This window comes from Levilactobacillus muriae, from assembly GCF_045862015.1.
GTDB lineage: Bacteria > Bacillota > Bacilli > Lactobacillales > Lactobacillaceae > Levilactobacillus > Levilactobacillus muriae.
On record NZ_BAAFRU010000016.1, the window covers coordinates 1 to 23882 of the forward strand.

At 44.7% G+C, this 23882-nt stretch carries 21 protein-coding genes; 16 read left to right on the plus strand and 5 right to left on the minus strand.

From position 1 onward, the window contains the following. Nucleotides 1-179 precede the first annotated feature (179 nt). The 4 genes from ACKTSF_RS10890 to ACKTSF_RS10905 all read left to right on the plus strand — a co-directional run bounded on the left by ACKTSF_RS10890 (nt 180) and on the right by ACKTSF_RS10905 (nt 5006). Complete coding sequence (locus ACKTSF_RS10890) at nt 180-2294, plus strand: sensor histidine kinase (protein ID WP_407889366.1); 2115 nt, start codon at nt 180-182, stop codon at nt 2292-2294. 107 nt (nt 2295-2401) lie between these two features. Next, nucleotides 2402-2899, plus strand: a complete 498-nt coding sequence (locus ACKTSF_RS10895) for a hypothetical protein (protein ID WP_407889368.1) — start codon at nt 2402-2404, stop codon at nt 2897-2899. Nucleotides 2900-2978: 79 nt separating this feature from the next. Then, the gene (locus ACKTSF_RS10900) at nt 2979-3575 is read left to right on the plus strand and encodes an HNH endonuclease (protein ID WP_407889461.1); all 597 of its coding nucleotides are present in this window, start codon (nt 2979-2981) and stop codon (nt 3573-3575) included. A gap of 3 nt (nt 3576-3578) precedes the next feature. Further along, nucleotides 3579-5006, plus strand: a complete 1428-nt coding sequence (locus ACKTSF_RS10905; protein WP_407889370.1) for an Eco57I restriction-modification methylase domain-containing protein — start codon at nt 3579-3581, stop codon at nt 5004-5006. Between the two features lie 135 nt (nt 5007-5141). Here the strand turns inward: ACKTSF_RS10905 and ACKTSF_RS10910 are convergent, their stop codons facing one another. Together ACKTSF_RS10910 and ACKTSF_RS10915 are read right to left on the minus strand one after the other, a co-directional pair. Then, a complete protein-coding gene (locus ACKTSF_RS10910; protein WP_407889372.1) occupies nt 5142-6503 on the minus strand; it encodes an S-layer protein in 1362 nt (453 codons plus the stop codon). A 451-nt stretch (nt 6504-6954) separates the two neighbouring features. Beyond that, nucleotides 6955-8262, minus strand: coding sequence for a tyrosine-protein phosphatase (locus ACKTSF_RS10915; RefSeq protein ID WP_407889374.1), 1308 nt, complete (start codon nt 8260-8262; stop codon nt 6955-6957). 498 nt (nt 8263-8760) lie between these two features. Here ACKTSF_RS10915 and ACKTSF_RS10920 point away from each other — a divergent pair, with 498 nt between their 5' ends. The 5 genes from ACKTSF_RS10920 (at nt 8761) to ACKTSF_RS10940 (ending at nt 14274) form a co-directional block, all read left to right on the plus strand. Further along, entirely contained in the window at nt 8761-9315 is a 555-nt protein-coding gene (locus tag ACKTSF_RS10920) for an ImmA/IrrE family metallo-endopeptidase (RefSeq protein WP_407889376.1), read from the plus strand. After that, nucleotides 9316-10380, plus strand: a complete 1065-nt coding sequence (locus ACKTSF_RS10925; RefSeq protein ID WP_407889378.1) for an FRG domain-containing protein — start codon at nt 9316-9318, stop codon at nt 10378-10380. A 209-nt stretch (nt 10381-10589) separates the two neighbouring features. Further along, nucleotides 10590-11120, plus strand: coding sequence for a helix-turn-helix domain-containing protein (locus ACKTSF_RS10930; protein WP_407889380.1), 531 nt, complete (start codon nt 10590-10592; stop codon nt 11118-11120). A 189-nt stretch (nt 11121-11309) separates the two neighbouring features. After that, entirely contained in the window at nt 11310-12698 is a 1389-nt protein-coding gene (locus ACKTSF_RS10935; RefSeq protein ID WP_407889382.1) for an S-layer protein, read from the plus strand. A gap of 190 nt (nt 12699-12888) precedes the next feature. After that, a complete protein-coding gene (locus ACKTSF_RS10940; protein WP_407889384.1) occupies nt 12889-14274 on the plus strand; it encodes a hypothetical protein in 1386 nt (461 codons plus the stop codon). A gap of 62 nt (nt 14275-14336) precedes the next feature. Here the strand turns inward: ACKTSF_RS10940 and ACKTSF_RS10945 are convergent, their stop codons facing one another. Further along, nucleotides 14337-14969, minus strand: coding sequence for a hypothetical protein (locus ACKTSF_RS10945; protein WP_407889386.1), 633 nt, complete (start codon nt 14967-14969; stop codon nt 14337-14339). 326 nt (nt 14970-15295) lie between these two features. Between ACKTSF_RS10945 and ACKTSF_RS10950 the strand changes: the two genes are divergently transcribed. Both ACKTSF_RS10950 and ACKTSF_RS10955 read left to right on the plus strand, forming a co-directional pair. After that, the gene (locus tag ACKTSF_RS10950; RefSeq protein ID WP_407889388.1) at nt 15296-16084 is read left to right on the plus strand and encodes a hypothetical protein; all 789 of its coding nucleotides are present in this window, start codon (nt 15296-15298) and stop codon (nt 16082-16084) included. 227 nt (nt 16085-16311) lie between these two features. Continuing rightward, entirely contained in the window at nt 16312-16698 is a 387-nt protein-coding gene (locus ACKTSF_RS10955; protein ID WP_407889390.1) for a MarR family winged helix-turn-helix transcriptional regulator, read from the plus strand. Nucleotides 16699-17026: 328 nt separating this feature from the next. Here ACKTSF_RS10955 and ACKTSF_RS10960 read toward each other — a convergent pair whose 3' ends face one another. Continuing rightward, nucleotides 17027-17290, minus strand: coding sequence for a hypothetical protein (locus ACKTSF_RS10960; RefSeq protein ID WP_407889392.1), 264 nt, complete (start codon nt 17288-17290; stop codon nt 17027-17029). A gap of 139 nt (nt 17291-17429) precedes the next feature. Next, entirely contained in the window at nt 17430-18038 is a 609-nt protein-coding gene (locus ACKTSF_RS10965; protein WP_407889394.1) for a hypothetical protein, read from the minus strand. A 414-nt stretch (nt 18039-18452) separates the two neighbouring features. Here ACKTSF_RS10965 and ACKTSF_RS10970 point away from each other — a divergent pair, with 414 nt between their 5' ends. From ACKTSF_RS10970 to ACKTSF_RS10990, 5 genes are all read left to right on the plus strand, one after another. Further along, nucleotides 18453-18719, plus strand: a complete 267-nt coding sequence (locus tag ACKTSF_RS10970; protein ID WP_125701751.1) for a hypothetical protein — start codon at nt 18453-18455, stop codon at nt 18717-18719. Between the two features lie 388 nt (nt 18720-19107). Next, nucleotides 19108-19749: an SDR family oxidoreductase gene (locus ACKTSF_RS10975; RefSeq protein ID WP_407889396.1), complete on the plus strand. Its 642-nt coding sequence runs from the start codon at nt 19108-19110 to the stop codon at nt 19747-19749. A 295-nt stretch (nt 19750-20044) separates the two neighbouring features. Then, nucleotides 20045-20350: a hypothetical protein gene (locus tag ACKTSF_RS10980; RefSeq protein ID WP_407889398.1), complete on the plus strand. Its 306-nt coding sequence runs from the start codon at nt 20045-20047 to the stop codon at nt 20348-20350. A gap of 732 nt (nt 20351-21082) precedes the next feature. Further along, entirely contained in the window at nt 21083-21910 is an 828-nt protein-coding gene (locus ACKTSF_RS10985) for an alkaline phosphatase family protein (RefSeq protein WP_407889400.1), read from the plus strand. 287 nt (nt 21911-22197) lie between these two features. Then, nucleotides 22198-23457 (plus strand): NupC/NupG family nucleoside CNT transporter, encoded by a 1260-nt coding sequence (locus ACKTSF_RS10990; RefSeq protein ID WP_407889402.1) that lies wholly within the window; start codon nt 22198-22200, stop codon nt 23455-23457. The last annotated feature ends 425 nt before the right edge of the window (nt 23458-23882 follow it).

Below are 23882 nucleotides of genomic sequence, written 5' to 3' on the forward strand. Positions count from 1 at the left end.
TAAACTGAGTCATGGGGAAAGCCTCCTATGTCCTATGAAGTGAGTGTGGTTGCTAACTATCATAAGGGAGAGGCTTTCCCTTTTCAATTGCTTATTTTTCTATTTACACATAATTATTTAAACACTCGACAACTGTGAAAAAAGCCAATTTTATAATTGATGATCAAGTTATTGCCGAGATGTTAGGAAGACAAAATTTCACTATTCCAGAGTCGGCGATTTTGGAACTGGTAAAAAATTCATATGACTGTGGAGCCAGAAAATGCACGATTATATTCTCTGCTGGCTTGATTAAAATTTCAGATGATGGCAGTGGAATGAGCATGGACGACATTGAAACACGATGGATGCATGTAGGGAATGGTAGAAAAAAGTATATAGAAAACAATCGGATCCTATCGGGTTCTAAAGGTGTGGGCAGATTTGCGTTGGCTCGATTAGGAAATAAGATAACGATGACTACAAGAAAAGGGGATGATGGGAATCCTATTATTTGGAAAACCAATTGGCAGGAAAATGTTTATGGCGATAGTTCAGACGTGAGCATGAAGAGCGGTACAACTTTAGAAATTCGCGAACTTAGAGATGGTTGGAGAATTGAGACTCAGAGAAAGCTAATTGATTATTTAAATAGAATGTATAATGACTCTGAGATGCAAGTTGAAATTGTCTTAAAAACCGGGGATACACTTAGACACGTGGATTTGTTTTCAGATGAGAGTATCCTAAAAGATTCACGATATGTGATACAAATTCAATATGACTCATCGACTAGGGTTGTAGATGTAGATGTTAGTGAGCATGAATTTGAAAAGAATGTAGGTCAAAAAGTTTCTGGTGTGAAGCTGGGTGGGACTCACGAAGATATTTCGCTGATTGACGATAAAAATATTAATGATGAGTCTGATCCGGGAAACTTCTCAGCAACCTTATTCTTCAATATGTCATCAACGAGGAATGAAATTGAAAAATGGTTTTATTTAAGAAACAACATATTAAAGGAGAATTATAAAAATGTTGGAGTGATTTTATATCGGAATGCATTTAGTATTAATGGTTTTGAAGGAATGTCCGATTGGCTAAAGATAGATGAAAGAGTTCGAAAATCTCCTGCAGTTGCTACCCACCCGACAGGAAAATGGAGAGTAAGAGGAAATCAGTTAGCCGGATTGGTTAGAATTGACAAGCAAACTAATTTTAAGATACGCGATTTGTCAAATCGACAGGGAGTTGAGGACAACGAGGCTTTAGCAAATCTAAGAAATATCGTTTATACGGGATTAGAGGTGTTTGAAAAGTACCGTCAGTACAACATAAGACTTATAAGAAAATATCGTGATGCTCAAGAAGAAGAGCTAATACAGGAAGAAAGTAAAGAAAGAGGCCAGCAGAAGAACAAGCTGATTAAGGACTTTGTTGCTAATCCTGGAGTGATTCAAGGCTTTTCTGAGGATGAAACAAGGTTAACTGTTGAAGGGATTGTTGATTTACAAAATATTAATGCGGCGCAGAGAGAGAGAATTAAGTCAATCCAGGCAGACTATAAATATGAAGTTAGGGTACTTAGTTCTCTGGCAACTCAAGGGTTACATGCAAGTCGAGAAGCGCATAACTTAAAAACGGACAGACAGTCTTTGTTAACATCGGTTGGCGACATTGAAGAACGGCTAAAGGAATTGAAGCTGTGGGATACATTGGAGAAAAATAAGGGGAAGTATTTGTACAAAGATGTACCTGGAACTTTGGATAAACTTGAGAAGGGAAACAATCGTCTTTCTAGATTTGTAGAAACTTTATTATCCCAGTCAGAGAAGAAAAACTTTTTGGCCGTAGATATTGATCTTAGTGTAGAAATAGAAAGAATATTTAAAAAATGGCATTCGGAGTTTGGATGGATAAATTTTTCATTGAACAATAATTTTCAAAATATGAAGGAAAAGGTCAGGATACCTAGAGATGTTTTGGAGACAATTTTAGATAATCTAATAATGAATAGTGAAGAACAAAATAGAGAAAAGGGAATTCTAAATGTTTCCATTGAACTTCTTGATGTTGATGAGAATATCAAGATTAGGTATAAAGACGATGGAATTGGACTTTCCGAAAAATATAAAGGAAAATCTATGGATATTTTGAATGTGCAGGAAACAACACGCGAAGATGGACATGGACTAGGCATGTGGATTGTTAATGATCTTTTAGTTAGCGTACTTGGGGGAGAGGTTGATTTTATTGGAGAACCGTCGAAGAATGGTTTTGAAATTATGTTTACACTTAAGGAGATGGTGGAATGAGGGACGAGAGGACAAAAATATTATACGTCGATGATATAAGAGATAGTGGTTTAGAACGCTATCTTGATCATTTTGAGACGGGAAATGATAGTTTCTCGGCTTCGGATATGGAGTTTGATACGAATAGTTCCCTGAGAGATCTAATTCTTTCACCTTCAATTAAAGACAATGATATTATCTTAATCGATTCTAGGCTATTTGAAGAATCTAGTTCAAGCGCATCCACTCAAACGGGTGAAGTTTTTAAGCTAATGATGAGAAGATACTATCCTTATAAGGTGACGATTGTGATTACGCGTAATGATATTGGAACCAACTCCTTAACGGTTAAGAAGTTTTCAGGCAGCAATCAGAACTTTATCGATTGGTATGAAGAACGCTTAGGTCCGTTATTTCTTAAGGCGCAGAAAGAAATAAGAGAGGATCAAACGACTCTTTCAGATCTTCAGAATGAAAATTCTGGAGATATTCCAATGACAGTTGCGATTGATGAAATTGCAGATAGTATAGATAGTGGTAATCCAATTGATACACCCTTTAAAAAAGAAGATATCGATAGGTTTGTCAAACTATTTCAAGAGGTGAAAAATACAATTGAGAAGTGATTACAGAACCGTTTTCCCAAGACAGTTTAATAGGAGAATTAAGACTGAAAAGAGGGTGTATTCTAAGTTCTTGAAGAAGATGCATCCGAAAATTAAAAAGTACTACGTATATCTAGGCAATCATAAGGATGAAAGAAGACGGTTTATTCATAAGCTATACCATGATCGTTGCGTGTACTGTGGTGCGACCGTTAAATTGATGGATTTGTCAAATTTTCAGATAGACCACATTGTTTCAAAGGATGTTCTTTATAAAAGACATATTTCTGATGAAAAAATTCATTCTATTTATAATCTTGTTCCGGCTTGCAGATCATGTAATAGACAAAAATCGAACTTTGTACCAAAGAAAAAGGAATCAGAGAGACTTTTGAATCCTGATGAGAATTTATTGGATCAGGTGTTCTATCGCGATGAAAGATATTATATTCGGATTTCTGACGGGTTTAAAGAAAATGATGATATCAAAGCGTTCTATCAAAAGTTGCAACTTGGAAATCAGATAAAGCGAATGGATTATTTGTTGATGCAAATAGATACACTTTTAAAAGAATTGAAGTCTCCAGAATATTTAAGAAAACATGGGTTACATGAGAGCGTTGAAGTTAGAAAACTAATTGATACGTTGAGAGATGAATACGATGAGGTTCTTGGCAGACGAAGGATTGAAGGTTAGTGAATGGTCAAAAATGATAAATTTAAAAAGTTTCAAGTATTTACGCCAATAAGGATTGTAAATGATATGTTAGACTCCATCGGTTACTGTGGAATCAAAATTATAGGTAAGAGTTTTTTGGAAAATTCGTTTGGTGAAGGAGTGGTACTTCTCGAAAGTGTCAAGAGATATATTGAAGTGGCAAAGAGTGTAGATTTATCTCGAAACGAAATTGCTAACCAATTAAGCGGACTTTTCTGTGGATATGAGATTGATAAAAAATTATACGATAGTACTATTCAGAAACTGAATATGTTGATAAAAAGTAGTGATATTGGTGCGGTAGACTGGTCGTTGTATAATGAAGATTTTTTAACAAGTGATTTAAAACAGAATTTTGATTACATTGTTGGTAATCCACCATATATTAAATATCAGGAAATTGATGGCAATGTACGGAGTATTCTAAAAAGCACGTTTGAATCATGTAAATCAGGAAAGTTTGACTATTGTTATCCGTTTATAGAAAAAAGTATTGATTTAACAAGCGAGCAAGGGAAAATGGCTTATTTAGTACCTAGTAGCATTTTTAAAAACGTGTTTGCAAAAAGATTGCGGAAATTAATGTTGCCAAGCTTATACAGAATTGAAGACTTTTCTGGAAATAGTTTATTCAGCGATGCGACGACAGCCTCAGCTATTATTTACTTTAATAGAGGATATTCAACGGAAAAGTTAGAGTATGCTACTGGCAATAATCAAAGAGTGCTACAAAAGACAGCTTTGAGTCAGGATAAGTGGATATTTGAAATAAAAGGTTCTAAGTCATCTGGAAAGCGATTTGGTGATTATTTTAGGGTTCAAAATAGTCCTGCTACATTGAGAAATTCAATATTTGTCCATAAGGTGGAAAAGACTGGTATAGATTATTTATTAGAGCGAGGAGAGAAAATTGAACAAAAAATACTCCTTGATGCATTCAGTGCAGGGAGTATTTCTAGGGGAGAGAGATTGAAAATAATTTTCCCATACAAGCGTATAGGATCAAAAGCAGAGAAGATGACTGAAGAGGAGCTGAGTCAAAATTACCCATTGGCATTGTCATACCTTAAAATGCATCGGCGTGAATTAAGTAAAAGAGCGGTTGATAAATCCATGTCTTGGTTCGAGTTTGGACGTTCTCAGGGATTGTCCAATATTTTTTCCGAAAAAATAATTCTATCTTCTGTACTTACTCATAGCGTTAATCCAACATTGTTAAGTGATGTAGAGATACCATTTTCTGGATTTTATATAACTCAGAAACGGGATCTTAGTTTGCAGCAAGGGATGAAGATTTTAGAAAATTCGGAGATGAAAGACTATTTATTGTCAGTTGGAATAAGCGTTAATGGAAAATCTAAAAGGCTTTCAGTGAAAGACATAGAAGATTACCATTTTAGATCAAATTAATTTTAAACGGGAGAAAAACCAAACTTCATGGTTTTTCTCCCGTTTCCTATATTCCGCAGCTGTTTATGCGGGACAGCTCTCTGATTTTATTTGGAGGTGTAGCAGTTTCAAGTTTACTCTGATTCTAATTCAAGCCTATTCCGCCGTCATACTCCCACTCCCGGCAGTCAATGCATAACTCCCAGCGGCGTTATAGTTCAACACTAACGAAGAACTACCGAACGTAATCCCCGTTGGTAAGGCGCCAGTGTTCAGCGTGTACTTGGTGTAGAGCTTGTTGCCAGCCGAGTTGGTGGCTTGTGTTGTGCCATCTGACTCATAGGTTGGCACGTAGATGGTGTTTAATTTAGCCGAGGTCAATGCCGTGCTCAGATCACTCTGTGACGCGGTCGTGCCACCCACACCCTGGTAATCCGAGGTGAAGCTAGATTGGGCCGTTGCGACGGCGGTACTGCCATCAGATGCTAAGGCACCAGTCGTCGTCAGCTTTTCAGAAGCACCTGATGTGGCGTTCAAAGCGTATGAGCTAGCGATGGTAATCCCAGCGTCCGCGTTGGCCGTTACGGGAACCGTCACGCTACTACCCCAAGTCGTGGTGCTGGAGACATAAGAGTTCGAGGCGTTCGACAGGCTATAGCCGGCTGGCAGGTAGGTTGATGCGGCAATGTCAGTGTTGACAGTTGCGGCGTCATCCGTCCCTAAGGCGGCACCTGATTTGGCACTAGAAGTGGTGATTAACACGCCACTCTTCACGGTCTTACCGGTGGTGTTATCGACGTAGTTAACGGTAATACTCTTGGCACTGGTAATCGTGCTATTTTCACCCGTCTGCAGGGCACCGGCGTAGATCCAGCCTGTGATCTTAGTGTTATTGTTATCGGTCACGTGGTAGTACAGGGAGCCTTCCTTGGTCTTCGTGACCGCGGAATCCACCGTGAAGGAGTCAGAAGCTAAGGCACTGGTACTGTTGATGACCTTGCTTGCCTTGTATTGGGTGTATTTCGGCGCACTCCACAACGTGTTAGCTGTGCCCGGATTCTTTAAGTAGTAAGTCTTGGTCGATGGTGTGGTTGCCGTGGTCGTGGTGCTGGCAGAGGTGATCCCACCGGCAAATGTACCCGCGGTCTTCCCACCGTAGATGTAGCCACGGTACTTACCGTCCATGGAAACGACCTTGTAGTAAACCGACCCGCGGTTAGTCGTCTTCTGACCGTAAGCGCGGAAGTAACTAGCGGAGCTCGTGGAAGCTGCTAGCTTCTTCACGGTTGCTTTGGAAACAACAACCTTGGCCCCTTTGACCGTACCAGGTTTTGAGTATAAGGCGTTTGTGCCGTTAACGGCCACGTTCCGTGAACTTGAATCCGTCTTCAAAGTGGTATAGGCGCCAGCAGTCGCATAAGACTTGGCAGAAGCAGTCGTCGCAGTGGCAGTCGCGATCCCCGCAAAACTCAGGGCAGCTAAGCCAACGTAAAGTGATTTCTTTAAGCTTGATTGCATATCTATGTCTCCCTTATTTTTAAGTGGCTAAGTCAATTCGGCTTAACGGCTGTAAGTATAGCAAAGGATTTGGCTATATTTAGGTGATCTGGGAGTTTGTGGGTGGTCGGGTGAACTCAGGGTTGGCTAGTGTGGCGGAATGCCGTTGAAGGTGTCGGCGGCGTATAACCGCTTCGAATAACGCGGGCGTTGCGGCGAAGCGAGAACGCTTAGGGGGAGTGGATGAAAGGTATAGTGGCTTGGTTGAAAAAAGCTTTTGCCACTTTAGATTTGATTAAGCAAGCTGAAGAAATTGATAAGAGTTCCAGATGATTGGTCCGGTTGATAAGAGTACACGGAACCTGGCGAAATTGCGGACTCCTCTGACAGAGGGTGACGAGTTAGGGACAACTCAACTGAGCGTGCGCAAAAAATGACGCGCTCAGTCTGAGGCGTCATTCCAAGTGATGATCTATTTAAGTTTCATAACGTGTTGCTTGATAATCCAAGCCTTGTGACCGGATCGGTCCTTGACCTGATAGTGGGTAGTGATCTTACCTTTAAACTTCACTTTGGTGATCTTGATTAATTTCCACTTCTTGGTGGATTTCTTAGGTGTGTGGCCGTTCGCTTTGTGGAGGTAAGCGTCCTTAAAGAGTGGCTTGTTGGCCTTCAACCGGTAATTGAATTTCGTGTTGAACTTCTTGGTTGACACGATTTTGGCCTTGGCTTGTTTCTTGTGCGGTTTAGCCGTTTGGTTGCCATTTTGTGCTGGTTTGGCAGGCTTAGTGGGTTTGTTGGGTTGGCTTGGTTTTGCTGGTTCCGGCGTCGGTGCGGGGGTGCTTGGTGCGACAGGAGCGACGGGTGTCGTCACGGGAGCGCTAGGGTAAGGTGTGTTTTTGCCATCCGTGGAGACCAGATACTTCGCGCGTAATTGTGCTTGTTGTGCTGGTGTGAACTTTAGCAGGTCGGTGATGTACTTGTCCATCGTGCCATAGCGAGCAAAGATCTCTCGGTAATACTCCATGATCCAAGCCCGTTCGACGCGGCGACCCGTTTGATTAGATTGCATGTAGTCATTAATGATGGTCTTCCGATCCATACCCAGGATAGTCATGATGAGAACGGCACCGATCCCCGTCCGGTCCTTACCTGAGCTGCAGTGGAAGAGCGTGGCGTTCGGGTTCGTCAGCAGCATATTTAGAAATTGGTGATAACCAGTAACGGCGTGGTAACCGAACTCAAGCTGCCAGTTGTAGAACTCGCCGTCGCCCTTACCGTTGGTATCGGCGAGGTTTCCCAGGATTGAAATAGTCGTCAGGGGCGCACCGGGGATGTTTTTATCGGGTTGCTTAGCTTGTTGTCCCGGCGTCCGGAGGTCAACGATGGATGTCACGTGGTGGTCCTTGGCTAATTTTGTGGCATCGGTGGGGGTCAGGGCACTTAAATTGTCGGAACGGAGGAGACGGTTTTGACGAATCTGCCATTTACCATCAGCCGTCTTGTACCCGCCAATATCCCGGGTATTCTTGGTACCTTCAAGAGGAATCAGGGTGTCTTTAACGTCGCCATATTGCGCGACTTGGCTGGCTAAGTATGCGGGATATTCTGGCGAACCAGGCTTGGGCTGGGTTGCGGTCGGTGCCGCAGCCTGTGTGATTGGCGTGTTTCCTGGTGTAGCGGCGGTCGTAGCGGCTAAGGCACTGGAAGTCCCCAGGCCCCCCAAAGAAAGAGCGACCCAGGCGAGGCTTAGTGATTTGACGATCGTTGCACGTTGCATGTGATTCCTCCTGTGATGTGGTTTTCTTGATGACAAGAAATGAGTATAGCAGGGGAATGTTGCGGTATTGTAGATTTTATGTATAAACTTGGTAAAGATTTGTGAAATAATGAATTAGTTGGCGGGGCTAGGCTTTAGTGTGTTAACCGGGATGAGGCTGAATTCTGTGGTTGGACGCATTCTGTAAGGATTATTAAATAAGATTAGGAGGAGAAGGGGTATTAGTGATGAAAGTGATGTCGAAATTATGATTATGGGGAACAATTAATTAGCGCATAATACGATAGTTCTAGGGGATTATGATGAAGCGTGTTATGCTGGGGCAAATTCAGCAGGCTCGTGAGACGAACACCTATATATCCAATTAGGAACTTGGATTATTTTCTAAAATGGGCTTGTTAGTAGCATATTCTCAAGTGTAATCTGTATAATGGACAAAGGTAAGTAATATTTACCTTTAGCCAGTAGAAGGTAAAGCTGATTGATGGGAGGCCAATGATGAAATTAAACGAGATATTTTCAAATGACTTCATTTCACGATTAAACAGTTTGAATAAAGATGGGCATGTGAATCCTAATGAAGAGGTTGAAGGACCTGTTGATGTTGAAAAATACCTCAAAGAGCTTAATTTTCAGGTCCATATTGAGCGGCAAATGAACGGTAGTGGCAAAATTAGCAATAATGACATATTTATTGATGGTTCTGAGAATAAGCAACGACAACGGTTCTCAATGGCTCATGAGCTGGGCCATGCGATGCAAAACGTTCGATATGCGAATCGCAATGATAATTCTAATGATTATAGCTCTGAGGATCGACAGGATGAGGTTTTTGCGAATGCTTTTGCTGCGCAATTCTTGATGCCCAAGGTCCTAGTCTCACAGGGAATTAGCAAAGCTATTTCAGATCAACACCTCGACAGTGGTCATTTACAAATGTCAGAAGTCACGGCAATCATTAAAACGGTTGCTAGTCAATTAGACGTGTCAACAATGGCAATGAAGTATCGGATTGATAATTTGGGGATTTTTGTCCCAGCCGAGGGTAAGTGAGTGCCAGTAGAAGACAATTATCAATCCAAGCAGGAGCTGTACGATTCTGAAAAGGTCTTTGACACGATGACTGTTGATTTACAATTGACTAACACAGAGTTCGATGGCAATTTAATTTATTTATTAAAACAAATTAAAGTTGATGGTAAACTGCATAAAAACGAACTATTAAAAGAATTGCAGGAAAGTTTAGGACCAGTTTTTAGAGGATTAGAGGTTGATCACGCCTATACGGAGGACCATTCGTCTTGGTCAGTATTTTATGCATTAAAGGAAATCATTGATCAGATCAGTAATCGGTTGAAAGTAGGATATAAGACTGTATATCGTGGTCAGCCAGGTGACTGGGAATTGCGGCCAACCTTGTTTAGAAAAGGGGTCTCCGGATATACAGATGAGTTTAGACGCAACTATGAGCAAATTTATAAGTCGGTTGCTCAAAAATTTCCGGAAAACGTCTCATACTTTTCTATTCATGAAAATTTGGATAAGCGAGCTGCAAATTTAGCAGAATTACAGCATTATGGGTTGGGGACGCCCCTAATCGATGTTAGCTCGAATCCATTTATTTCTCTGTTGTTTATGGTAGACGGTTATGCCAATCAGGGTGATGAGCCACAGCTCGATATATTTTTTGTTCGCGAAGATGGACAGAATTCGTTGTATCAAGAAGTTACTAAGCGCGAGCAGAATAGGCGAATTTCGGTTCAAAAGGGTGCTTTTTTAAACTTTGATAAGCTGGACATGAACGGGCTGTCGGGTGAGCGTAAGATTCCTCGAATCTGTTTACGGCTGCAATACGTTCGGAGTTCGTTGGACTCAGCAACGGTAGTGAATCTTCCTGATGGGGACTTACCAGTTGCTCAGGATGAAGGACGTGTGAAAGTAAACGTTCTTGCGACAGCTGTAAACGATATAAAAAGCAAGCTCAATTCTTACTATTATCGAACAGAAGATTTGTTCCCAGACTTCTACATGTTTTTGGGTGTTCTAAAGAGTAAGTACGCTGATGTTGGACATGTTGACGTGAACAAGTGGTATCAAGTGGTTGAAAATAAAAAGTAAAGTGGAACGGACTTGATGAGAAATTTGCATCGAGTCCGTTTTGTTTATCCCCATACTGTATGAATTTATTTGTAAGCCAACATCCATGACTAAACCGGCGAAATTCGGTATAGTCATGGAGACGTTGAAAACGGAACGGAATTTGCAGATTATTATTGAATTTATGTAAGCGTCAAGCCACTTGTTTTTTTGAAAGGGGAGTCAGCTACATGGTCAAAGTTGTTGCACATGTCAGTCACCCGGATATTACCGGGGCACCCGTGGATTTCAAGGTTATTGAAGTTGAAGAACGTCTTACGATTTTTAGTGAACCCATTGCCAACACGCATCGTTACTGGGTCCCGGCCACCGTCGACGTTAATGACGAGGAGGAATATCTGGAACCCGTTGATGATCCAGACTACAATTTTCGGACGGATTTTGCCATTTACCGGCAGAAATACAACTTCCTTCAGCCGGAGGAGATCCGGGCCGCTCGCCAGGAAATGGGCCTATCCCAAGCGGAAGCGGCAGTCGTCCTGGGCCTCGATGCCAATCTCCTGGCCGACATCGAGGCCAACATGGCCCTTCAACCCTACGACCAAGAGCTCAAGTTGCGTTGGTTACTGTCTCCAGCGACGCTGAGCAGCCTCGTCCGCAATCACCAAGAGATTATGGCGGAACGCTGTCGCCAGGCTGAGGTGGACGCTGAGGGCTTGCTAGAGAAGTTAGCCCATTATGAACAGATGACAGATATTTAAAAATAAATGGGCTGAGATTTATAATCGGTGGCGCTGTTGTCGTGGCGATAGCTAGCGACTGTTTTATAAATAAACTGATAAACGATTATAATTATTTACATTGGATATTTTCAACAGCCTCTTTTAAACTTGCTTGTAGCTCGTTATACTAGCCCTGTTCACCTACAACTTTTTCAGGGGAGAAATAGCATGAAATCTAGTTTAGTGAAATCACTGTGCCTAGGCGCTGTGGCTTTAAGTTTCGGCGCGGTTGCGACCACGACCGGTTCAACACAACCGGCAGAGGCTTCGTCGAGCGCAAAGATTGTGTCTAAGTCAGCGTTGGGCAAGAGCGCTTATAACGTGGCAGTGACCGGGTCTAACGCCATCTACAGCAAGCCGGGAACGGTGCGCGGTACCAAGCTGGTAGCCTCTACCAAGCAGGTCAAGAAATTGGCAAAATCGGGATATTCCAAGGATTACTTTCGAGCGTACTATATGGCTGTTACGAATCGGGGATCGGTCTACTACAAGATTGTCTCGATGAATGGCAAATATCGGGGATACATCTACGGCGGTAGTACCAAGGGCGTATTAGCGGCCGGTATTGAGACGGTCGAGACCACGGAGCCCGCTACGATGCCGACGCGCACAACCGGTTTTCATTTGAAGAACGTTAAGAAGAATACACTATGGACGGCACCGAAGAATACGCAATACAAGGCCCACAAGGTCAGTCTGTATGGCTCCAACAAGCACGATACGTTCACAGTGTCCAAGGCTGAGGTTAAAACGCGTGAAAGAACGCTGTATTACTACGTCACGTCCACAACGGATGCGTCGATCGCTGGCTGGATCTATGCCGGAAAAGGCTACCAGAACGCGGCTAATACGTCATTCGGCGGCCTGATGGTGGGTGAGGTCGACCAGACGCCGACGAGTGATAACAGTGTCAAAGTGGTCTATCGCGAGAACGGCAAATCAGTGGGAAACGCCACTTGGGTGACCGCACAGGCAAATACGCACGCGGGGAATCGGGTGGACAATGCTAAAAACATCGCGGGGATCAATCTGACCGATTATGTGACGGCAATGACCCCGAGCGGGTATAAGGCAGCGTCTGCCAAGGCTGTGTCGAGTGCGGTGCTCGGTGCGACGTACGGCAACACGGTTTACGTGGATGTTCTGTCGGCAGTAAGCTCACAGCTTCAACTGACCGTTAGCGGTGTTGACAACGGTAAGATTGCCGTGATAGATGGTCTGAGCACCGGCAGTCGGCTGTCTAGCAAAGATCTTGCTGTGGCGCTCTCTCCTGATGCGACGGCATCGCTGACTGGCGAGGCAGGGAAGTCATTCGGGGAAGTTGGTCTGGCCAAGATTGAAACCGGTGTTACACGTGGCAATATTGGCGGAACGATAACCTATCAAGATCATAGCGGTAACTTCTACCACTATACCTTCACCTTTGAAGCGGGCACTTTTGCAAGTAGCCAACGATTGGCGAGGTATGGGGATGTTTTGACCGCCAACTTCAAGGCGACACTAGTCGGCGGTAAGGCAACTGCAACCGCCAATGGCGGAAGTTGGAGTGTGTCCTAGCACCTTAACTTGGATTCAGGGATCGTCAGAAATGGCGGTCCTTTTTTAGTGCATATTTTTGGGGCAATGGGAGAGGATGCTAGCGATTAGGTTATTGAAAGTTTGACTAATTATCAGTAAATTTATAAGTAATTTGGTATACTAGAGGGCGTTAACACATAACTTAAACATTCAAGGGAGACAGTACATTATGCAATCAAGTTTAGCCAAATCACTTTACCTTGGTTTAGCTGCTTTGAGCTTAGGAGCCGTTGCCATGGTTTCAACCACTGCCCAAGCTGCTAGCAAGGCTAAGATCGTTTCAAGTAAGACGCTGACCACCGACGCCACGAAGCGGAACGTTCAACCTACTGGAAAGAACGCCCTCTACTCCAAGCCTGGGACTGTTAAGGGTGCCAAGACGGTTGCCTCGACGAATACTATGAAGAAGTTAGCTTCTTCCAAGCAGTCCGCTGACTACTTCCGTGCTTACTATCAAAAGACGACGAACAAGGGTTCTGTTTACTATAAGATCGTTTCCATGGATGGTAAGTACCGTGGTTACGTTTACGGTGGTAAGAAGGCCGGAACTTTTGCTGGTGGGATCAAGAAAGCTTCAACCACGAAGTCCGCAACGATGCCTGCTAACACGACCGTTTACTTTGCCAAGCCTGGTAAGTCTGGCGTTACGTGGAGTGCCCCTAACTACACGCAATACAAGGCAACGAAGTCTGTTAAGGACACGACCGACTACGCTAACGACGTACTGACTGTGACGTCTGCCATCAAGAAGACGCGTGAAGGGTCAACCTACTACTACGTGACTGATGCCACGAATCCTGCCGTTAACGGTTGGGTTTACGCAAAGGCTGTAACCACGACGAAGCCAGCCGGCGCAACGTTTAACGACGCTACTGACGTTAAGGTTAACTTCACGACGACTGCCGGTAAGACTGTTGCTTCAACGACATTGTCTGCTCTAAAGGCTGATGCAACTAAGGCCTTATCAACGGCTAAGGGCACCGCTGTTGGCACTGATGCCACTGCTACGGCGACTGATGACTGGGGCAAGGCTGCCTTGACTGGTACAGGTTACACTTACACGGCTAGTGACAGTTCCAACAAGATTGCGTTGGGCAATGCCAAGACTGGTGACACGATTTCCTTAATCGTTAACCAAAACCAATCAACGACTTCTCAATTCACGTTCTACAAGACGTCTGGTAACGGTGATCTTTCCGAAGCCGCAACTGGTATCCAAGCTTACACGACTGGGGTAACGGCTAGCGCAAACACGGTTGTCTTCCCTAGCGTATCTGCCGGATTCACTGGTATCTCCGAAGCAACTTTCACTGCCTCAGATGCAGCCACTTATCTGAAGACTGCTGGTTTATCAACACTTGATACGCCTAACTACAAGAAGTCTAACGATACAAAAGACTACTACACAGAATACAAGCTTTCTAGCACGATTGCCGGTACTTTCGGTAGCACGACTAAGGCCTTCTACACAGCTTCAGAAAAGACTGGAACGTCTCCAGCAACTAACCTGACGACGAGCACGACTGGCGTCAACGATTACCACACAAACAAGTAGTTAAAACACGGTGACACGAAGGACCGCCCCAAACGGAGCGGTCCTTTTCTAGTCTCAAATAGTCAATTCGGTAAATTTTCGGGGTGTTCCCGCAGCTGTGCACTGACAGCGGCATATAGATTCTCCGCCTCCAAAAAAGGTTGTAGATCGTCTGTCCGTAAACGTTCGGCCAACACGGCCATGACCTGATTGGATACGGGGATCTGAGCCGCTTCCATTTGCCAGTAGGCCATTGGGGAAACACCATAAATTAGGCTAGCCGTGTGAATCGGGCACCACTCATTGTCTAGACGAATGCAGCGAAGAATATCGGCGTAACTGTTGATGGCGCGGGGGTCACGCATCTTGATGATGCCGTGCTCGGCGGCAAATATTGCGCTGTCGGGCCAGTCCAACACTTCATGGTGGTTGGCTGCTAATTTTAGTTCCGTGGTGAGGGTCAATTCGAATAACGCCGTGGTTAAATCCGGCGTCTGCTCTAGGGCGGCAACTTGAGCATCGTCCAGGCCATAGCATTGGATGATCAATGCTAACAGACCTGAGTTAGGGTGGGCGATGTGGTTGTGCTCCAACTCGCTCAGATACCAGCCAGGAATATCTAAATTTTTCAGAACCTCCGCGTGGCTGGCACCATCTGCCAATACCAAGCGAGCCTTGTACAGCACGTCGCCCAACGGATGTCGTTGCTTAGCCATACCCTTTCACCTCACCTTTTTCTAGAGTATACCAAGTAATTCTGGCCGTTGCATGAAATCCCAATGAAAATTTACGTTGATTTATGAGAAAAATCGAATTTAATCAGTATAATTTAAATTATAGTTCGTCTATTATCCATCAAATAATGACCCATAGAAATCATTCATACCGGCGATTTAGGACGATATTTGTTCGGAAAATATTTTTAAAAATCCAGTGTATATTTCTTGCTATCATTCGGTTTTTGTGGGAACCTATAGCCGGGTAACAGGAAGGCCATGGTAAGCTATCGAATACCTCAATTTTCCTATTAAGGAGAATATCTATGGTTAACCCATTAACCCGCGGTCTTCGCCCCGAACTGCGTAGTCAGATCGAAAGGGAAAATGTGATTGATTTTACGAAGCTACAGCTAGACGATGTTATCCGGCGCCTTCCTACCGGTGAACCCGAACTCGATTGGCAATCGGTGGTCTTTATTAAGAACTTTCGCCAAACGAATCTGGCTGCCGATTCCGTTGTTGTGACGATGCGTGATGGCTTTTTTCGAGCGGCGTTAACGCCCAAGGCGCTCGCTAACCTGATACTGATGTCGACCAATATGGTTTGGCTCAACATGGGGAGTTATGTGAAAATGCTTGGGTTGAGTGAACCGTTGCCCATCGTCAGTGGGAGGTTACGGGTCGTCGTGACAGAGCAACCCAAGCGTGGCGGTCATAATAGCTGGATTGGGCTTCAATTCGTCGATAATATCAATGCTGTATGGGGGAAGAAGCAGGTCCGGGCCCAACTTGAGAATGGGATGGAGATGATCTTCAGTGATTCGGCTGAGCGCTTACGTAAGAAGAATGACGAAACGTTGCGCATCGCCCATCAAATGACGACTGAATTTCAATATACCCAGTATCACGCCCAGCCCGTGAATGCACGACTACCACGAGGGGCGTACGATGGTCAGGCGGCGATTGAGTTTCATCAGCGCTATTTGCTGGTCAATGGGCTCAATCTCATGGGCATCTCGGAATCTCAGGTGGACGTGACGCTACTGCTCAAGCGACTACGTCAGGGTAACAAAGAAGCCCTGCATTTCGATGATGAACGGTTCCGGGCATAAATCCCGCCATTTAAACGTTTGCGGGCACTCCGTATAAAGATAATAATAGCAAATTTGGCTAAGATGTGATTTGTTTATAATGTAGTCTGTTATCTGTGGTAGGATGTTTAGGGGAGGTAACTTTCAGGGCTTATGGTTTTACCCACTAAGTTACCACTACGCGATGACTATGTTAAAGACGGACCGACGAAGCAAGATTGTCGGTGGTCACGAGGAGGAAGAGCAACATGATGGAAGCCAATAAATTAGCCGTGGATGTCCAGCGGATTCACCAGTTGAATTCACTGCTGCGTCCCTTTATCAAACGGCCAAGCAGCGGGGATGCAATCACGTTTGAACAATATCGAATTTTGCATGAACTGGCAATGGAGAAAGTCAGCACGAGTGAACTGGCCCGACGCCTGAACGTCGGCCAATCCATGATTTCAATCCAGATCAGCCGGCTGTTAAATAACGGCTACATTGATGACGAGACGTTGGCGACCGACCGCCGCTACCACGTTTTCGAAATCACACCGCGGGGTCGGCGCATCGAGGAACATGTCAGTGATGTCCTCAATGAGGAGCTGCCGGAACTTATTCAACAGCTCACCGAAATTGTTAATACACGTTAAATCTAAACAAAACAGAGTGGGGCAGAAGGCGTTTAGATCCTGAGCATTAACGTCATAAGGAGAAAAATCCCGGGTTTGGATTATTCTCCTTATGGGGTTAAGCGCAGGGATCTGCCTTCTGTCCCACGTTTCAGCAGTATAGCTTTGGCGAGCAAGAAAAGAGTCTGGGGTTTTGTCCTAGGCTCTTCTTGTGTTGCGAGGAGATTATCAGGAAAAGGTTGAATTATTAATAGCAAGACGGTCTACATGGCGGCGGAAACACTGTTAACCGGGAGCAAAGACACAATAAAAGCCAGCCCACGCAATGTGGACTGGCTATCAATAACGATTATTCAGCTGCTTCTAACGGTTCTTCATCTTCTGGTTCGTCCATAGGCTTACCAGCGGCGTCCACCAATTGGAGCTCCTTGAACCGGATAACCACAAGATCTCCGAAAGAATCGATCTTGTCCGTTTCCTTCTTGGAGAGTTGGTCGGGTTCAACCTTCACCAATGCGGAATGTTCGTAGATTTTTGTAATGGTGCCGTAGAATGAGTCTGAGAAAAGTTCGGTCTTTTCACAAAACACCCGGTTATTTTCGTGTAATGCCATAAGCAATCGTCCCCCCATAAAAGTAATTTATAATAGATTAAAGGTCGAGTGCCTAAAAGTCAAGGAAATTCCGCAAAAAACGTTAAAATAGTTAAATAATTATGGCCGCCATCTAATAAGTGAATGTCCTAACAGAAGGTTACAGACGACGTAAGCGATCGATTCGTGTTTGGACGGTAAAATTCTGTAGAGATTCCGTTTGTTTGGCCACCTGAGTCGCAAAGTCCGTTAAGAAGTCTAATTCCAAGTCAGAGAGGGGGCGCTCGCTCTGTGCTGCCATGAGCAGGTCATCCATAGCGCTGGCCAACTGATCATTGGCCACCAAAAGTTGTTTGAAGGCGGGCGTACCGGAAAGTCCAGTAAGTCCCGTCGTTTGGATCATGTGGGTGGCTGTAGATGCAGAGGCTGTAGCAGCTGTGACCGTTGCGGCGCTGGCTGTCTGTTGGGCTTGGCGTTGGACCTTTGCCGGCGCTGGCGTATTGCTGTCGAAGTAGTAGTAGACCTCACGTGGCTTCACTGCGGCCTTCTTGATCCGGTGGTCGATTGATGGGGCCGCGGATACGGCACCCATCACGACCGAGGAGACGTAGCCGAGTTTACCTAACATATCGCGTAGCTTGACCGCTCGAATCCCACGAATTCCGGGGAATTTTTCTTCAGAAACAATCTCTGACGTTTGATCATCTTGTAACCAAGTAATAATTTGCTGACGAATTTTTGCTGCCTGACTGTTCTTTGTATTTGCCATAGTGGGCCTCCATCGAAATACAGAATGACGAGTTGATTTAATAATTAATTATATTGTTATTAATATTGAACCATGTTTGCCCCACAACTGGCAAGGGAGTGGCCCCATTTTTTGGAAAAAAACGACAGCTTTCTGGGTGTCCCTAATCTTTTTAGGGTAAGTATGGTACAATCTAAGTACATAGAGGAACTATCCTGGTGAAGCCGAACTCTTCGTGGTTTGGCAAGGCTGACATCACTGTGCGCACGTAGGTTGATCATGAATTGATGAGCCGTGATTGTCGACAGCCGCGGCACGTTTCCCGATCTTGATCGGCTACGGGCTGATAACGGGAGGGAAGCGTCGTCGCGACCCTTCCTTTTGTTTTTGTGCCAAATACCAGGATAGTTTCAATCAATTTAGGAGTGAACAATTTTGCACATTTTTAGAGATGAAAACGGGATTCGTCTGGTCGTTTCCCACCAGCTCGGACATTACGCCGTCCATTTCGCGGAATACGCCCCCGAACAGGAATTCGTGAATTATGGGTTAAGCAAGGACCGGCATGGCCGTTATCATCTGACCATTGAAAAAACGAATTTGACTGAACTCGACTCACCGGTCTTCCAGAAGGAATTAGTCTTCGGTGATTTAGGGGACAGCTTGAAGCCGGTTGATGGTGTAACGTTGATGTTGATTTAGAAAAGAGTGCACCAAGGGGCGGTTAGTTGGCGAGCATTAACGTCAATAAGGAAAAAATCCCGGGTTTGGATTATTTCCTTATTGGGGTTAAGCGCAACCAGCCGCCCCTTGGTGCACGTTTCGGCTATGTGAGAAGGTTAGGCGCGTCTCGCCCACAATCGTAGCCACCGAGTCAAAATTAAATAAACGCCGAGTCAAAACCAAATAAATGCCAAGCCTCACCTAAGCAATGTTGCCGACCGCAGCACTGCTTTTTTTATGCCCGGAACCCCCGTTACGCAGCCATCTTAAGCACTAATTTCTAAAAATCCCAACCTTTTCAGTTGCTAAATGTAACTATGAGTATTACAGTATAACCGTAAACAAAAACGAAAAGGGGTTAATATTTATGACAAACGTATTAGTACTGGGTGCCAATGGGAAGATCGCCAAGCTGGCTACGGCACAGCTGCTGGAAAATGATCAGAACCACTTAACGTTGTTTCTGCGGAATGCCAAGCGTTTAGCAGCTGCCGCCAGTGACCGGGTCAAGGTCGTTGAGGGTGATGCCAGCAATGTCGCCGACCTGAAGGCCGCGATGGCCGGTATCGATATCGTTTATGCTAACCTCGCTGGTAAGAATATTGAGGACGAGGCCAAGACCGTTGTGACCGCGATGGCCGAAAGCCAAGTTAGTCGGCTGATCTGGATCTCCACGCTGGGCATTTACGACGAAGTTCCGGGCAACTATGGCAAATGGAATCATCAGATGCTGGACGGTGGCTATCTGGAGACTTATGCGGCCGCTGCTAAGGTCATCGAAAGTTCTGATATCGACTACACTCTGATTCGGCCAGCTTGGTTGAGCAACAAGGATGAGATCGACTACGAAACTACGCAGAAGGGAGAAGCCTTCAAGGGGACCGAGGTTTCCCGGAAGAGTATCGCCGCCGTTGTGGCCAAGCTGGTCGCTGATCCTAGCCAGGCTAACCGTGAGTCTTTGGGTGTTAACAAGCCCAATACTGATGGAGACAAGCCTTCTTGGTATTAATTAATAAGGACCCAAATGGATTTCTTTTAACACTGAAAATGCCCACTGGGCGGCACTTTCAATCCGTCGATGGAAATTTTGGATTCAAAAAGTGTGCAATACGGATGAATTCGCGGTATAACTATGGTGTGTGTTGAGAGTAACTCCACACGACAGTTCGGTTCGATTTACTTAATTTGGAATCAATTTACTAGCTCATATCTGTGAAACTTTTCCTCCAAACAAGAACCCATAGAATTTGCCTGGGATTGATTCATACATCAGAAACACCGTCAGCGACCACGACTCGCTGACGGTGTTTTTTTGGCAAAAGTCCCGCTACTGCAACGGTTTACGCCATCTGAATAAAATAAATCAAGAAGTTTTAGCTTTTCTATTGCAAACGCTTACAACCCGTGTTACTATTATGTCACGGAAAGGAATTAAGAGTTGTGATTCAGCACCACATGATCTAGTTGAGTCAATGCTTTACGAAACCGATTTCCGTTTTGACGAGAGACAGGTTTTTAGTAGAGAAACTCGCAACAAAGAAAATGCTTTTGACAACTCCGATAAACCTTCTAACGAACTCTGGTGGATTCAAGCAACAGTTCAAGAATGATGAACAACTGAATATAGTGTCAGCTTAGCGCTTCACGTAAGCGTATGTGTTTAGAGACGTGTAGACAGTGTTACAGGTTTTAACTAGAGCTCGGATGTTACGGATACAGAGGTCATACAAGGATTTTAAGTAGAATCGTTAAAGCGTGATCTGTTGAGGTAATGAAGGAATTAAGTGTCACCGTTACAAACCAAAACGGTAGCCAGAAATAAAATATAGTATGATTTGGGGCTGCGTCAGTTGGTTCGAAATACAAGTTATGAGGCGATTAAGTATTAAAATGATTATCAAACGGGAATTAAGTCACAACCTCCTTTCCGGAAGTTAGCGGACTTCAAGTTATTTTCACCCAACTTGAAGCCCGTTTTTATGATTCTGGAGGTAAGTTGTTCGGTTCAACCAAGTCTTCCCCGACTTGGATTAGTTGAACGGTATTTTTTTACGCGATTATTCAACTTACATTCATGCCGGGAAGTGGTAGCGCTCGCATGAGGGGACTTTGGACCAAGTAAATCCTTTTATGTAAAATGGCACCATTCCGGGTAATTGTGAGAAGACCGTTGTCGCTGTCCGTGTGCTGTCAACGATTAAGGGGCACAATGTTCGGAAATAAGGTTTCTCAGATTTCTTGCAATCAGCCATTTACAGGCGCTCCTGGAAACGGTATATTATTACTAGACCGAAAAAACATCAACTGGAATTAAACGTCAGTGTTGACCTGAGGAGTGAGAAATGGTGGCATTTCACCGCATTTTCGTGATTGACTTTGCTGGTTTAGGTCTGGGGGAAGCCCCAGATGCAAACCGCTTTCAGTCTGTCGGAACTGATACATTAGGTCATGTGGCGGTTAGTTGGTCGGGTAAACTAAATCTTCCAACATTACAGCGGTTAGGTCTCGGTAATATTCGGATTGACCATCCACTGCTTGGTATTGATCCTGTTGCGGTTCCCTTAGGATTCTTTGGTCGCCTACACATGGCAGCACAGGATAACCGGGCTGCTACGGGATTACGGGAGATGTGGGATTACAATGGTCAGACGAGGACGCAGAGCGTCTTGGCTACCTTGCCTGAGGCGGGTTATCCCGTCACTATCGCCGCACCCTTCCTGAGTTATTTGCAGACGCAGGATGCCGCAGAGAAAGTTCAACTAGGCAGTAATCAGGATGCGTTCAGGGTGATTGACGAGATGTTGTATCGCCCGTCCTCAGGGATGGCCCTAGTGATGCTACCAGATTTTCGGTTTGCCGGAGAGCAGGGCGACATCACAGGCTTCGGAGAGGCTTTGATTCACGCGGATCGCGCGTTAGGCCAAGTCATTCACGACATGGGGGTCAATGACCTGTTACTCGTGACCGCTAGCCACGCCGTCGATCCAACGGCAACTGTCACGCCGACACGAGAGTACTTACCGATCATTGCGTACTCGGCTTCGCGGCCAAGTACGCATGCGCTAGGTGTTCGTCGTACGTTAGCTGATGTCGGCGCCACCGTCCTTGAGAATTTCGGGTTAGCGGGCCATGCCGCCGGACATAGTTTTTTAAATGAATTTACGCAGTAGATATGAGCGAACGTGTACCATGAAGGGAGGTGATGTCGTCGCACCATCAGGGGTTAACCACTAGGTTGCAAAGGTCAACGTGTTTGCGGTACTGAAACATCCATTATTTTTTAGGTTTAGCAATTTCACCATTCGCCGCACACGTTGAAATCTAGCCGTTACGAACTGATTACGTTCGTAACAGAAGTTATGCGTTACATAATTTCTGCCGCAACACATCGCGTCAACTTTTGTATGACAAAGGGCCATACATCAAAGAATAATATCGGAAAGAGGTATTTTGACCAATGCTAGTCGCAGTCAATATTTTAGGGGTAATTGTTTACCTCGCAATCGCTTTCTTATTCTCTAAGAATAAGAAGAAAATCAACTGGAAATCAACTGCCATTGTCTTAGTTCTTAACTTGGTTTTGGCTTGGTTCTTCACCAGTTTCTCAATCGGGCAAGACATCGTCAAGGGTGCCGCCGATGGATTCAACTGGTTAGTCCAAGTGGCTTACCAAGGGATCGTCTTCGCCTTACCTAACTGGGTAACCCCAGAATTCGGTGGGACTGCTAAGACAATGAATTTCGTTACGAGCTCATTGCTGCCAATTTTATTGGTTGTTCCAATGTTCGATATCCTGACTTACATTGGGGTATTACCTTGGATCATCAAGTGGGTCGGCCGTGGTCTTTCCTTCATTACTGGCCAACCTAAGTTCGAATCATTCTTCTCTGTTGAAATGATGTTCTTAGGGAACACTGAAGCCTTAGCCGTTTCTCAATTACAATTAAAGAGCATGCGTAAAGAACGTAACTTAACGCTTGCGATGATGTCAATGTCATGTATCACGGCTTCCATTCTGGGTGCATATACCCAAATGGTTCCTGGGCAATTCGTTTTGACGGCCGTTCCAATTAACATCTTGAACGCCATCATCGTAACGAACATGCTGAACCCTGTTGAAGTTGCACCAGAAGAAGACACTATCGCTAAAGTCGGTGGTTCTAGCTCTGTTGCTGTTGAAGAGGGTGCCGTTGAAGATGACGGTAAGAAAGAACCATTCTTCTCATTCTTGGGTGATTCTATCTTAGGTGCCGGTCGTCTGATCTTGATCATCGCTGCTAACGTTATCGCCTTCGTTGCCTTAGCTGCATTGATTGACCGTATTCTTGAATTGTTCAACCCATGGTTATCCTTGGAACACATCCTTGGGATCATCATGTTCCCATTCGCTTGGTTAATGGGTCTGAACGTCCACGATGCATTCGGCTTTGCCCAATACATGGGGACTAAGTTGGTTACGAATGAATTCGTTGTTATGGGTAAGATTGCTTCAACCATCAACACGGATGCATTCTCTAATCACTACCGTGCCATCTTGACTGTCTTCTTGACTTCATTCGCTAACTTCTCAACTACTGGGATGATTATCGGTTGTTTCAAGGGGATCGTTGACCGTGAAAACAACGAATTGATCTCGAAGAACGTTGGTTACATGTTACTTTCTGGGATCTTAGTTTCCTTGCTTTCTGCCGGGATTGTTGGTCTCTTCGTTTGGTAAGATTTTACCAATCTTAGATTTGATTGAAGTTTAAAAATTGATAGCCCAGGGCCGTTGGCTTTGGGCTATCTGTGTCAAATGCCCCTGGTTTAGCACATCTAGTACCGGATTTTGTCCGTCAGGTAGTGGTGGCTGAGCGCCTTACCTGACTGCCTTCGTGGCTGAAATAAGCTAAAGGTACCGATGCTAGATGATGGTGCCACAGGGACTGGATAGACATTCATGCAACAAGTGAACATGGTCATTTGGGGGCCCAAACTGACGTAAGCCGTGAGAGTGGTTAAAATGGACCCAGCCGTGGGAATTCTCTTGGCGGCTTGCCGCTTAGAGAATTGGTGACTTTGTAACTCGGTTCTCAGAGGTTCAAAGTAAGCTGGAAGACCGCACTGTGGCTTCCAGCATCCGCCCACAGCGTCCCAGTCCAG

Coding starts and splice junctions, on each gene's coding strand:
- ACKTSF_RS10890 (WP_407889366.1), top strand. CDS start 180: ATGTTAGGAAGACAAAATTTCACTATTCCAGAGTCGGCGATTTTGGAA.
- ACKTSF_RS10895 (WP_407889368.1), top strand. CDS start 2,402: ATGGAGTTTGATACGAATAGTTCCCTGAGAGATCTAATTCTTTCACCT.
- ACKTSF_RS10900 (WP_407889461.1), top strand. CDS start 2,979: ATGCATCCGAAAATTAAAAAGTACTACGTATATCTAGGCAATCATAAG.
- ACKTSF_RS10905 (WP_407889370.1), top strand. CDS start 3,579: ATGGTCAAAAATGATAAATTTAAAAAGTTTCAAGTATTTACGCCAATA.
- ACKTSF_RS10910 (WP_407889372.1), bottom strand. CDS start 6,503: ATGCAATCAAGCTTAAAGAAATCACTTTACGTTGGCTTAGCTGCCCTG.
- ACKTSF_RS10915 (WP_407889374.1), bottom strand. CDS start 8,262: ATGCAACGTGCAACGATCGTCAAATCACTAAGCCTCGCCTGGGTCGCT.
- ACKTSF_RS10920 (WP_407889376.1), top strand. CDS start 8,761: ATGAAATTAAACGAGATATTTTCAAATGACTTCATTTCACGATTAAAC.
- ACKTSF_RS10930 (WP_407889380.1), top strand. CDS start 10,590: ATGGTCAAAGTTGTTGCACATGTCAGTCACCCGGATATTACCGGGGCA.
- ACKTSF_RS10935 (WP_407889382.1), top strand. CDS start 11,310: ATGAAATCTAGTTTAGTGAAATCACTGTGCCTAGGCGCTGTGGCTTTA.
- ACKTSF_RS10940 (WP_407889384.1), top strand. CDS start 12,889: ATGCAATCAAGTTTAGCCAAATCACTTTACCTTGGTTTAGCTGCTTTG.
- ACKTSF_RS10945 (WP_407889386.1), bottom strand. CDS start 14,969: ATGGCTAAGCAACGACATCCGTTGGGCGACGTGCTGTACAAGGCTCGC.
- ACKTSF_RS10950 (WP_407889388.1), top strand. CDS start 15,296: ATGGTTAACCCATTAACCCGCGGTCTTCGCCCCGAACTGCGTAGTCAG.
- ACKTSF_RS10955 (WP_407889390.1), top strand. CDS start 16,312: ATGATGGAAGCCAATAAATTAGCCGTGGATGTCCAGCGGATTCACCAG.
- ACKTSF_RS10960 (WP_407889392.1), bottom strand. CDS start 17,290: ATGGCATTACACGAAAATAACCGGGTGTTTTGTGAAAAGACCGAACTT.
- ACKTSF_RS10965 (WP_407889394.1), bottom strand. CDS start 18,038: ATGGCAAATACAAAGAACAGTCAGGCAGCAAAAATTCGTCAGCAAATT.
- ACKTSF_RS10975 (WP_407889396.1), top strand. CDS start 19,108: ATGACAAACGTATTAGTACTGGGTGCCAATGGGAAGATCGCCAAGCTG.
- ACKTSF_RS10985 (WP_407889400.1), top strand. CDS start 21,083: ATGGTGGCATTTCACCGCATTTTCGTGATTGACTTTGCTGGTTTAGGT.
- ACKTSF_RS10990 (WP_407889402.1), top strand. CDS start 22,198: ATGCTAGTCGCAGTCAATATTTTAGGGGTAATTGTTTACCTCGCAATC.